5 protein-coding genes are annotated in these 13,828 nt (G+C 53.9%); 3 read left to right on the forward strand and 2 right to left on the reverse strand.

The genetic code is table 11. The features are described from left to right. Positions 1–91: 91 nt before the first annotated feature. From ACYC56_RS07465 to ACYC56_RS07475, 3 genes are all read left to right on the forward strand, one after another. The gene (locus tag ACYC56_RS07465; RefSeq protein ID WP_461373554.1) at positions 92–7,132 is read left to right on the forward strand and encodes a hypothetical protein; all 7,041 of its coding nucleotides are present in this window, start codon (positions 92–94) and stop codon (positions 7,130–7,132) included. A gap of 254 nt (positions 7,133–7,386) precedes the next feature. Then, on the forward strand, positions 7,387–8,085 hold the full coding sequence (locus ACYC56_RS07470; RefSeq protein WP_461373555.1) for a tetratricopeptide repeat protein: 699 nt from the start codon (positions 7,387–7,389) through the stop codon (positions 8,083–8,085). Between the two features lie 3 nt (positions 8,086–8,088). Beyond that, a complete protein-coding gene (locus ACYC56_RS07475; RefSeq protein WP_461373556.1) occupies positions 8,089–12,039 on the forward strand; it encodes a hypothetical protein in 3,951 nt (1,316 codons plus the stop codon). Positions 12,040–12,085: 46 nt separating this feature from the next. On the opposite strand, the gene ACYC56_RS07480 is transcribed toward ACYC56_RS07475, so the two are convergent. Together ACYC56_RS07480 and ACYC56_RS07485 are read right to left on the reverse strand one after the other, a co-directional pair. Further along, positions 12,086–13,198, reverse strand: a complete 1,113-nt coding sequence (locus ACYC56_RS07480; protein ID WP_461373557.1) for a NapC/NirT family cytochrome c — start codon at positions 13,196–13,198, stop codon at positions 12,086–12,088. After that, positions 13,195–13,828: cytochrome c3 family protein (locus tag ACYC56_RS07485; protein WP_461373558.1), on the reverse strand; the 634-nt coding region annotated here is incomplete at its 5' end. The genes ACYC56_RS07480 and ACYC56_RS07485, both read right to left, overlap by 4 nt.

Consider the following 13,828-nt stretch of genomic DNA (forward strand, 5'->3'; position numbering starts at 1 on the left):
CTTGCAGCAGGTCTCGCTTGCCACCGAAGAGCTCTCCGTCAGCCAGGCAAGTGTTGCCGATACCGCGACGGCGCAGGGCCAGGGCTCGGTCGTGCAAAAACTTCTGCTTCATGCACCGGGTGGCGACGGCATCACGGTGAACGCCGCCACGGTCACCGTTTCGAGTCTTGAAGCCTCAAACGTCTCGCTGCTCACCCTCGGCCATGATATAAACGGCAACGGCGTTATCGATACCGGTGAGACGCTCGCCCAGACGACGAGCGCAGCGGGAGTGGCCGGCTTTACCGGCTTTAATCTGCCCATTTCCCCGAGCACGACCGAGACGGTGCTCGTGAAAGTGGAACTCTCGGCTTCGGCGGTGGTGGGCCACAGCGTTCAGACGTCTCTTACGAGCGGCGACATCGGGGTCGCAGGCCCTGATACGGCCGCCTCCTTTGGCACCATCGCCGGCGCGTTGATGACGATTAGCGATTTTCCCGATGTGGTCGCGCTTTCTACCGCCTCGCTTGGCGCGGGCTCGCTCGCCCGGGCCCAGGCGGATGCGCCGATGCAGCAGATCGATCTCTCTTTGGGGGCCGGCTATGACGCGGCCACCGTTGACACCATAACCGTGAGCAAAGTGGGCAGTGCCCCCGACACCGATGTGGCCCAGGTAAAACTGTGGCAAGACACCGGCAACGGCTCCTTTGGGGCGGAAGACACGCTTCTTGGGGGCGGTACCTTCAGCGCGGGCTCGATCACCTTTGGCGCGCTGAACGCGGCGGTCACGCAAACGGGCCCGCGGCGCCTCTTTGTCAGCTACTCGATTAGCGCAACCGCCGGGGTGGGCGATACGCTGGGCTCAAGTGTGAGCGGGGCGCTCGCGCTTTCTCCCGATACGGTCGACACGAGCGGGGCCGCCCCTTCCGCCTTGCAGCAGGTCTCGCTTGCCACCGAAGAGCTCTCCGTCAGCCAGGCAAGTGTTGCCGATACCGCGACGGCGCAGGGCCAGGGCTCGGTCGTGCAAAAACTTCTGCTTCATGCACCGGGTGGCGACAATATAATACTAAGCGGAGCGAACATAGGGGTCGCGACGACCCCCGGGTCGAACGTGTCCTTGGTCAAACTTGCCCACGACATAAACCATAATGATGTAATAGATACCGGCGAGACCTTTGCCTCAACAATGACCGCCGTGGGAACAGCAAGCTTCAGTGGTCTTAATATGACCATCGCCTCAAACACCACCGAGACGGTACTTGTTGGCGTTGATCTATCCTATTCAGCGACGCCTGGAGCAACGGTGATAACAAGCTTGAACTCTGCTTCAGGCGGCATACAGGTCGCTGATCCAGATAAGGTGGCTGGTTTTGGTATTATCTCTGGTGCCACCGTCAGCATCAACGATTTTGCCGACACTATCGCACTGCGGACAACAACACCTGCGACAGGACCTGTCTCCCGCGCCTCGCAGGACAACCTTATCGAACGGATTGATCTGTCCTTCGATAATCCGAACTACGACGCGGCAACCTTAAACAGTATTACCATCCATAGAACAGGTACGGGCGTAGATTCAGATGTCTCACAAGTCAAACTGTGGTTAGACGATAACCAAAACGGAAGCCTTGACACCACCGATACTTCACTTGGATCGGGCACCTTTACAGGCACTAATATTACATTCTCCTCACTCAATGTGGCCGTCGGTCAGGGACAGCCAAAGAGACTCTTAGTCACCTATTCTATCGCATCTACGGCGACAACCGGGGCAACGCTCGGCGCTGATGTCACCGCGGCCGGAGCTGTTCCATTCGACACAGTGAGTCTCATCGCTCCGACGGCATCGAATCTGCAGCAGGTCGGTTATTCCGCAGATACGTTGACCGTTTCTGGATCGAGCATCTCTAATACAACAACAGCCCAAGGCACAGCCGATGTGACGGGACAAAAAATCTTATTACATGCAAGCCCAGGCGATGACATAACCGTTACCGCATTTAACGTTGGGGTCGCGACGACCCCCGGGTCGAACGTGTCCTTGGTCAAACTTGCCCACGACATAAACCATAATGATGTAATAGATACCGGCGAGACGTTTGCCTCGACCATGACCGCTGGTGGAGTGGCGCAATTCACTACAAACTTTAAGGTAGCGTCCAACACCACAGAAACGGTACTTGTCGGCTTTGATATATCATACCTGGCAGGCGTTAATGCAACCATTCAGTCAAGTATTGCTTATGCCCCGGATGCGTCGAGTGGTGTGGTTGTTGCGAACCCGGATCAGACGAACGTCTTTGGCTCCTTTACCGGATCAACGATCACCGTCTCAGATTATATGGATGTAATATCGCTTCAGACGTCATCACCCGGAACGGCAACCGTCGCTAGGGCATCGTCAGATAATCTCATTGAGACTATTGATCTCTCCCTTGGGGCGAATTACGATGCGGCAACACTGAATAGCATTACGGTTAGCAGAACAGGAACAGGTGCTGATACGGATGTCTCACAGGTCAAACTGTGGCTTGACAGCAACAACGACACCACCCTTACCGCGGCGGACGCTACGATCGCAACAGGGATCTTCAGCGGTGGAGCGCTGACATTAAATCCAAGTGTAAGTGTGGTCCAAGGGACGCCAAAGCGACTCTTTGTAACGTATTCGATTACATCTGCGGCAACACCGCAGGCAACCCTTGGTGCTGACATAACAGCAGCGGGGGCAATGGCTCCTGATACGGTCAATCGTATCCAACCCACAGCATCGAATCTGCAGCAGATTAGTTATTCCTCCGAATACCTACAGGTAAGCGGCGGCAGCATCCCCGCCACCACTTCCGCACAGGGGTCGCTGGATGTTGTAGGTCAAAAAATCTTGCTTCATGCACCTAATGGCGATGGCGTGACGGTGACCGCTGCAAATGTTACGATTACGACACCGCTCTCTTCGAACATTCTGTTAGTAAAGCTTGCCCATGATACAAACGGCAACAATAGAATTGATACCGGAGAGACGATAGGTTCGACTACAACCGCCGCAGGAATGGCCCAGTTCTCAAATCTCGCGCTGAATATTACACCAAATACCACCGAGACCCTGCTTGTCGGCTATAATCTCTCCTACTCGGCTGGTATTGGTCAAACCATACAAAGCACAATAAGCTTCATATCAAACGGCGTGCAGGTCGACCAACCGGATCATGTCGACGATTTTGGAATAATATACGGAGCACTAGTTACGATATCGGATGCCCCGGATGTCATATCACTCAGGACATCATCCCCGGCAACGGCAACGGTCTCTCGCTCCTCGCAGGATAACGTGATGCAGGCGATCAATCTCTCGCTCGATAGTCTTAACTACGATGCGGCAACGCTCTCGACCGTTACGGTCCAGAGAACAGGTGGTGCCGATTCGGATGTCTCCCAAGTTAAACTATGGCTCGATAGCAACAATGACGCCACTCTCACCGCAGCGGATACACAAATCGGCACCGGCACCCTTAGCGGGGGTTCCATCACCTTCCCTGTCTCGATAGGAGTAGCTCAGGGACAAACGAAGCGGTTGTTCGTAACCTACTCGATATCGCCGACCGCAAATATCGGTGCGATGCTCGGGTCGAATATAACAACGGCGACCGCAGTAAGCCCGGATGGGGTAGCCCTCATTCCGCCGACCGCGTCAAATAGCCAACAGGTAATCTACGCCACCGAGACGCTACAGGTATCGCATAGCTCAGTGGCTACGGCGACCGTCGAGCAAGGAAGCACCAATGTACTGGCTGAAAAGATCAACTTGCATGATCCGGCCGGCGGTGACGGCGTAAATGTCAATACGATTACGCTACGGCAAAATGGCAGCGCGCCGCCGAGCGATATCACATTGGTTAAACTTTTCGTGGATAGCAACAATAACGGATTATTCGAACCGGCGCTAGACACCGAAACCATGTCATCACCTCTAACAGGGCAAAGCGTGACGTTCTCTAACCTGAATATCGCAGTCTCGGTTGATTCGACCAAGACGGTCTTCGCGGTGTTTAACCTATCGACTACGGCGTCTATCAATAAAACACTGCAGAGCAATATCGTATATAACCCGGATATGGCCTTAAGCGATATCAAAGTCGATAGCCCTGATCTCGTCGGCGATTTCGGAGCGCTCAACGGAACCACGATAACGGTAAGTGATAAAGCCGATACCTTAAACGTAACCCAGCTGCCTGTTAGCAGCGGACAAATATCGAGGGCATCGAACAACAACCTCATCCAAACGTTCGACCTCTCTGTTGACAACGACTCGTCAACAGTGAGCCAGATAACGCTCTCAAAAGCCTCGACAACGACACCGCAGGCAAGTTTTGCAACCGACATCAAATCCGGTGGAATCAAGCTGTGGCTGGAAAGTAACGGGGATAGCACCTTTACCGCAACGGGTGATACATTAATAGCCACCGCTACCGTTGCGAGTGAGCAGGCAGTCTTTAGCAATCTTTCCAATTACCTGGATGTAAAAGATCCGGCGCATAAGCGGCTTTATGTCACCATGGATATCTCCCCCACCGCACAGACGGGGGTCAATATCGGAACCAGCCTTGATACGACTTCATCGGTCGTCATCTCAAGTCCGGATACGGTCTCGGCGGCAGCTCCGCTGGTATCGACACTCAGGATGATCGGCTACTCGAGAGATAAGCTCACCGTCTCAAATATTTCGCTGCCCAACATCGACGCGCAGCAAAGTACAACGAATACTCCGGGCCAAGAGCTTGCGCTTCATGCAGACCCGGGAGACGGTGTGAGTCTTACCGGTATCAACGTCGCCCTTACAGGGGTGCAGGATTCCGATATTAACGCGGTCAAACTCATCTGGGATAAAAACAGCAACGGTGTCTATGACTCGTCTACCGATACGGTACTGGTCTCGACCAGTACATCCTCGGGGATGATGGCCCGGTTTACCATACCGGGCGGATTGTTCATCAACCCCGATAGTACAGAGACGGTGCTCGTGGCATATGATATCTCGGTAACGGCCAAAGTGGGCGCTATTATCAACAGTAACGCTATTTATAGTACCGATACCGCGCAAAGCGGCGTACAGGTGGCCGACCCTGACTACACCAACAGTTTCGGCAACCTCTCTGGCGCATCGATAAGGATTACGGACTTGCCTGATACGCTTGTGGTGAAGCAGACGCCGGTTGATGGCGGTAACGTGGTCGTCGGCACATCCAACCATGTCATGCAAGTGCTCGATATCTCTGTCCCGCAGGATATGGTCACACTCACAACGCTATCGGTCAATCTAGCTGGTACGGCAACCAGTAGTGACACCGCGGCTAACGGAGTTAAGCTCTGGTACGATGCGGATAATAGTAACTCGATCACCCTGGCGGACTGGCAGCTTTCAAGCTCGAAGACCTTTATCGGTGGAAGAGTTACCTTCGACAACATCAAGCTTGCACCGATTTCGCCTTCGTCGCCGAAGAAGTTGCTCGTGACGTACTCGATTTCGAGTACTGCGAATATCGGTGTGACCATCGGCGCCTCGGTCGATTCGACGAGTAGCGTCGGCGTAGCCCCGCCGGATATCGTCTCATTGCAGTCGTTATCCGGACCGGTCCCATCGCTTGCGAGCGTGCTGCATACGATTGCACCATCATCGCCAAACGCGCCGACCGGATTGGTGGTAACGGCGGGTGCCAATAGACAATATACGCTCGACTGGAATACGAATCCGGCCAGCGAACATGTTGCCGAGTATGATATATACAGATCCGATAGTGAAACCGGCAGCTATAGCCCAGTGGGTACGACCACGCCGACCCAACCGCATTTCGTAAACGTGGTGCCGGCCGCGGCCGATTACTGGTACAAGGTCTCGGCGAAAAACGTGACCGGTGAGAGCGTAAAGAGCGCAGGAGCGACTGCGACCAAGGTCGATGTTACCGTAACGATCGACACAACGGGCACGACTACCACAATTGAAAGTGCGAATGCAGCCGTAAAACTTATAATACCGCCAAGCTCAACCTACCTGGGTAAAACATTCACCATTCGCAGTGCGCCAAAACCGTCTGGTGTCAAAGTGGTAAGCAGGTTCTATTACGACTTTTCAACGACTGCGACCCAGCCGTTCAACCCGGCGCTCATGCTCGTGCTCCGGTGCGACAGCTCGCTTACCAGCATGAAGGATATCGCGATTTACCATTACACGAGTCTCGGCAAGTGGGAGCAGGCCGATGGCGGTCGGTACTTCTTCAGCGCCGATAGCACTGTAGCGGTCTCCAACATGACTGCCTCTGATATTGGATATACCAATATCACCAGCTTCTCAGGATATGCCGCCGCTCAGGTATTCTTCGGTGGATATAATTATCCCCTGCAATATACCGATACGGCAACAGCGGGACCGCACGGCAACTATACCAGCACGACTAACAAATGCAAAGAATGTCATGCGGTGCACCTGGCAACCGGCACATATGACCTGAGCAGGGTTAACGCTAGAAACGATACCTGTGATTTCTGCCACGGGATCGGCGGTGTTGCGAGTAAGCAGGTCATCCTCGACCAAAACGGCCACGGTGCGGACCCAGGCCAGGCCGAAGTGGTGGCGCCGGGCGATACCGATATACCGTATAGTAAAAACGCCAAGTCCTGGGGATGCCTTGAGTGCCACTCAGCGCACGATAAGCAGATAACTCAACTGGCGGGCTTGAGCTCGGATAAGCTGCTAAAAGCCGATCCGAATCCGCTAAAGAACAAGGACTACCTCTACTATACGCCTGTAGTTGGAGAAACAACGCAAACGATGAGCCAATGGTGCTCAACATGCCACAATGCCGACTTCGGACCGAGCACTGATTTAAAGACGGTGCGCTTCGGCTCAAAGACGGGTCGGGTTGCCGGTCACAGCTCATCCTCACAGGGCTCGACCACTACGCCTGACGGCTATGCTGACGTAAAATTTAACGGTACCGGGCCTACTTGTAAGCAATGCCACCCGGCGGATGGACGTATAGGCGCGAGCGAGTTCCCGCACTCATCAGGCTCAGTGCCCGGCATGGTTAGGTCAGGCACCACACAGCGCGGGATGGATGGCGTTTGTACGAGTTGCCATAATACGGTGACCCTACCATAGCTAGATAGGCACACAGTCCCTAAAACTTTTAACCCCTTTATTCTTATCCTCTGCTTGCTTCGGGATGCGGTTTGAATGCGCCCGTACGGTGTAGTTTGCACGGCTTGTAAAATAGGTCATTAACTGGTATATTACTTAAGATTCAAGCTTTAATGTGAGAACCCTCAAAACCGGGAACCAAGCAATTACTTAGTGTGTAATTCCGGCGGTAGCAGTCGTCTCAGAACATATACAGAACAGGCCGGTGAGCATCAGTGACGAGCGCCTTTGCTAAGCCACCCAAACGCCTATTTGATAGATGGTTAGTAGTAAAATATGTAGGACTCTTTCTGCTTATTGCTGCAGCGATAGGGGCGGCATATTACGGCCTTGGCACTCGCCCACATACTGCCCCAACCCCACAGCTAAAAGAAGAATCATATAAAGCATACCGAAACGGTGATTTCAGGGGCGCCATTGCGCGGCTGAACACCTACTTAAAGAAAAACGGCAACGACCAAGAAGCCCGAAACGTCCTCATAACAAGCTACGCCCAGGTCGGAAATCTCGAGGCAGCGTTTAAAGAAACCGAGAACCTGATAAAAGCAAAGCCAAACGATGCCGGAACCCTCTATCGCGCCGGTCAACTATCGAACCAGCTCGGCCGATCAGCCAACGCCATAGCCTACTTCAAACGCGCGGCAACGATAAACCCGAGTGCCGTGCAATTCCATTACCAATTAGCGGAAACCTACACACACCAGAAGAGCTACGAGCACGCTTTGGCACAGTGGCAGATCGTCCTCGAGGACTTACCAACCGAACCCACCCTGCGGCGTCTCGCCTACGAAAAAGTCGGTGACATCTATAACGAGCTGGATGAGCCCGGCAAGGCCAAGAGGGCGTATAGCAAGGCGGCGGGCATAAAATCGGACACGCCAAGCCTCAAGAAGCAGTCGAAGGCAAGGCGGTAAATCATGCAATGGCTGAGGGGAGCCTATCAGACAACTAAGAAATCCAAGATGAAGGTTTTCATGCCGTTCATACTGGCCGCGATTCTTGTCCTTATCCTTAAGACAACGGGCCTCGCGTATAAAACTGACGGGCGCATAGTGTATGGTGTATCGGGCAATAATACGCCCCAGGCCCGCTTCTGGAATCAGGAGACTTCATCTACGGGAACTGCTACAAATACTTCAGTAACCGGAACCGTTTCGGCGGTTACCAGCGCCAACAGCTCGCTCGGAAGCGACACGGGGGGCGCCACCGTAACGATAGACGCCACACCGCCGGGCCAGGCAACGGGGTTCCTCGCAAGCGATGGCGAAGACAGGCAATCCAGCCTCACCTGGAGCAACCCGAGCGATCCGGATTTCTTAGGGATACGAATCGTGCGCCGGTCCGACGGCACCTATCCGACGGGGCCGAGCGATCCATCCGCCCAACAGGTATGGGAAGATACCGCCGCCCCCATCGCCACGACCTATACCGATATAGGACCGCTCTCCAACGGCACGGCGTATCGGTACGCGGTTTTTACGCGCGACGTCGTCGGCAACTGGAATACAACGGTTACCGCCGGGGTGAGCGCCGATACGGGAACGCCCGGTCCGACGATCACGGTATCCAATTCAACTGAAGCGGCCGACGCCATTTTCCAGGGGCAAACCGATATCGTCATGCAGAAGCTGGGCTTTCGGACCGATTACTCAACAGCCCAGGTGACCTCGATCAAGGTGAACCGCACCGGTACTGGGGTCGATTCCGATGTCGCCAGGGTCAGAATATTTACCGATTTGAACGGTAACGGTGCGATCGATGGGGCCGACGCCCAGGTAGGAAACGGTACGTTTTCAGGGGGCACGGTGACGCTGGCGATCTCCCCCCTAACCGTCGACACTTCACCATCATATCTGCTTGTAGTCTATGACATCTCTAATGCATCAAATACCCACGTAACAGCGGGCTCCAACATCGCCGATCAAAGTTATATCGGTGCGACCGGCGCGTACCAGGTTGCGAGTTTTACCGACTATGGCTCGAATGCGTTGCTTACGATCAACAACAATACGGTAAACGTCACAAGCGTCCCGGTGGCGAGTCTGGGTCACCGCGGGCATGCTAAAACCATCATGCAGAAACTCGGCATTTTTACTGATTACGGCACCGTCGATTTAACGAATATACAGGTCGAAAAAGTTGGAACGATGCCGGATAGTACCATTACGGCCGTTAAGATATATACCGATTTGAACGGTAACGGTGCGATCGATGGGGCCGACGCCGTCGTAGGCAGTACGACGTTCAGCAGCGGACATGCCGATATCTCCCTGTCTGCACCACCGGTCATCACGATCACGCCGAGCTACTTCCTGGTAGTGTTTGCTGTTAGCAATACCGCCGCCGTTGGAGATACCATAGGGTCGAGGATTGCCGATGAATCATACCTTACCGTTTTATCTCCAGACGTGGTTGCACCCTTCACGAACTATAACTCGAATTTATTGACCATAACCCTGTCGGCCGAACCGCTTACTGTCACACATACCCCACCATCCGATTTTAGCGCCGACCAGGGCTCACAGAACCAGCTGCTCGATACAGTGAACCTGAGCGCCCCCGGCGGGGACGGAATCATCAACAACGGCCTTACTATCAATAAGACCGGTTCCGCGTTAGATTCCGATATTTCCACACTTCGGCTTATAAAAGACACCAACGGGAACCAAATATTTGAGCCGGGGACAGACGCAGAGTTCGCATCGACTACCTTAGCGGGTGGTATAGCCGATTTCTCGCTCTCACTTGAAGTGTTACCTGAAACCACGGAAACGGTGTTCGTGGTAGCAAACCTGATACATACCGCGAGCATCGGCACTACGGTCCGGCCAAGCATAACCGGCACGACCTCCTTGGATGTGTGTGAGCCCGATACTATCACTGCATTTGGCCCGCTGGATGGAGCCACCCTAACTATATTGGATAAGCCGGATACGCTCGATATCTCCCAATCCGATGTAGATGGTGGTAAGTTTCCCGCCGGAACAAGCGATCACGTCGTCCAAATCCTAGATCTGTCCAATATAGAAGATGCCGTCAATCTAACATCCCTGGCAGTTAAACGCACGGGAACGGCAACGGACAGCGACACAGCGGCTAACAGCATCAAGCTCTGGTATGATGCAGACGATAGCGGCTCGCTCAATCCCGGCGACCAGCAACTCTCGACCGCAAAGACGTTCTCGAACGGAACGGTCGCATTCGACGCCATAAGCCCGGATACTGTCTCGCCATCGGCGTCCAAAAAGCTGCTCGTGACCTATTCGCTGCGAAGCGATGCCGGGGTTGAGCGTACCATCGGCGCTTCCATCGAGAGCACTTCGAGTGCGGTAATGGGTTCGCCCGATAAGGTATCGCTCTCGGAGACACCCCTTTCAAGCATACTGCATACGATTACTCCCATCCCACCGACCATACCGAGCGGCCTGCGGATTGCCGCTAGAAGTAATAACAAGTTCAGGCTTAATTGGAACGATAACCCCGCCAACGAATACACAACGCACTATGACATCTACAGGTCAGACTCAGTAAATGGGCCATTTACCCTGGCAGGGTCAAGCAACGGAAGCAGAAACACATATATAGATACCGTGCCGTCGCCCGGGAACTACTGGTATAAAGTCTCGGCGGTAAACGATACCGGTGAAAGCCTGAAAGGCTCATCAGAGGTCGCGGAAAGCGTTGGTGCAGACGATAAAGGGAGTTCGGACAGCACAACGACCATCGAGAGCGCGGACTCCGCCATCAAGCTGATCATACCGCCGGATCCAGGATATACCGGCGAGACCTTCACGATAACGAGCGCCGCAAACCCCCCGGCCCCGGGCATTCAGCTTGTCAGCAAGTACTTCTTTGAATTTCAAACAAATGTGGCCGAGCCGTTTCCCCAACCGCTGACCTTGATTTTCAAGTGCACAAGGCTTGTCGACCGCTCCGATGTCATCTATCACTACAACGACACCAATGGCAAATGGGAGCCGGTTACCGGCGGTCAGTATATCTACGACGATAACGATCCATATACCATCGGATATACCAATATAACTCATTTTTCCGGTTATGGCGCCGGAGCAGCCGCTTTCGGTGGGTACAACGACCCCCTGCAATATACCGATACGACAACACCGGGTCCGCACGGCGGCTATACCGATACCACCAACAAGTGCCAAGAATGCCATGCGGTTCACATAGCAACCGGAACATACCGGCTTACAAGGGCTAACGTACGCAGTGAGGCGTGTGCCTTCTGCCATGGGGACGGCGGCATATCGATCAGACATATCGTGCTCGACGAGCACGGCCACGGGGTGAGCACCGACCAGGCGGAAGGAATGATAACCGCCCCCGACGATACCGACCCGCCGTATACTAAAAACGCCAAACTCTGGGGATGCCTCGAGTGTCACTCGGTGCACGGTAATCAGACGATTAAACTATCGGATCTTTCGTATGATAGACTGCTAAAATCCGACCCAAACCCGGCGAAAAACAATAACTATCTTCATTACACGCCGGTAGTCGGAGAGTCCACGCAAACTGTGAGTCAATGGTGCTCTACCTGCCATAACGCCAACTTCGGGTCGAGCGCCGAACTAAAGACGGTACCAAAAGGGGCAATAACCGGTAACGTTGCGGGACACAGCTCATCGGCCGGGGGATCGACTAACACGCCGGACGGTTTTGCCGACGTAAAGTATGATGGAAACGGACCGACCTGCCGGCAATGCCACACGGCGGACGGAGGAAGCGGCACGAGTGAATTCCCCCACTCCTCGGGTTCATCCCCCGCCTTGCTTAAAGCAGGCACCACAGAGCGCGGAATCGATAACGCCTGCACCGGGTGCCACAATACCGCATCAATGCCGTAAGCATGCCTTGCGTGTGCCCTAAGTCCCCACCAGGGTCGATACAAACTTACCGGCTACCTGTAATAGCTTTGACCTTGAAGTTGATCGCGTCGATATGGCACATCATGCAAAACTCGACCTTATGACAATCAGCGCAAGGCTCTGCCCGGGCCTTGAGCGCAGGGCCGTGCTCCTTCACCCAATCCTCGCCGTGCGGGAAAACGCTTGGATGACATTTCTTGCAGGTTTTCTGATTATGGCATTCCCAGCATAGCTTTTTGCCGACAAACGCCTGCAATCCATGTCCTCCTCTCGCCCAATCCGTGGGGTGAGGAATCTGGATAGTATGACACGAAGTACACGTACTCGCTATGTGACATGCCTTGCAATTGATCGAATCCGGAATATGTACCGGCGGGTAATTCGACCTGGCCATGCTCGGTGTGATTCCGCTTCCTTGAGCGTGGCATACAGAACAGTCAGCCGACGCCTTCTTTTGGTTATGACAATCAACACAGCGGCTCATCCCAAGCTTATCAAGCTTTCTTTTATTAACATGAAACATCCGCTTTGCAAAATGGCAATCGGTACAGCTATAGCCGGCCTCAAGCGGCTCCTTATGCTTGATCCTGATAGTGCCGACCTTCCCAACCGATCTCAAAATACCCTTATGGCACCGCAAGCACGCCTCATTCGTAACCTTTGCCGAGGTAACATCACCTATCAGCTTTGACTTGGCAAACACCATCTCGAGAAGCTGGAATTTCTCGATAAACACACCGCTGATGCCCGGTTCCTGATGGCATGAGAGGCAATCGGCGTTCTTGTGTATTGAGGCGGGAGACGCCTTATATGCCTGTTTCATCTCATGGCAATCCGCACAGAACTCAGGCCGTGATGCGAACTCCATCACAACCCCCAGCGAACCGATGGTCACAACGCCGAGCACCAACCCTACAATATAGCTCTTGCGAACACGACGGCGAAGTTCCTTTTCTTCAAGGGGCTTTAGCTTGTTCTTTTTCGGGCGCACGAAGATAATCGCGACGAGAATCAAGAAAATAAAAATCGCGAGGATGGCCAGGCCGATGAGTATCGGTATCTCCCTCATGTGCAGCTCGGGCTGCTTAATTACGGCCGTTATGTGTTTGATTAACTCATTCAGGTCGAGTTGTTTCACTGTTTCTTCTTCCCCATGATTTCCACATCGATGCTGTGCTTGTCATGGCACTGGTCGCAATCTTTCTTATTGTGGCACGAAAGGCACGTTCCCTCGCCGGCAATATCAACTTGCCATTTATGCAGGGGCAGCCAGCTCGGCGGGTGCGGCATCGTTATTTTATGGCAGCCCCTACAAAAACTCTCTTCTTTATGGCAGATATTACAGTCATCGGGGTTACTTTCGGCCTGCTGCCCGTGTATGTACGGCCAACCTTCCTGGTGCGGGACCGTTGAGTGGCACCGGTTGCAGTCTTTTTCATAGTGGCAGGTCTTGCAGATATAGAGGCTTCGCGAGCCGTGGGTCTTCGCCCAATTTTTGTCGTGTGAGATACCCCAATCCGTGGACGGCTTCATTCCAAGCCATACGTCGCCCTGGTGACAGGTCTCGCACCGCGACGACGCCTCTTCATCGTTATGGCAAGAGCTGCATTTCTCCATCATCGAGGCGCCGCTTTTCGCCGCCGTACCTTTATGCGCGATCTGTTGGTGGCACTCAGTGCAGGCAATGCTGGCATCGACGACCTCGGCGTGGCTCATCATCACTTTAAACTTGACCTTCAGACCCCGCCGCACATCCCCATGGCAACCC

The sequence above is a fragment of the Candidatus Aquicultor sp. genome (genome assembly GCF_054640775.1).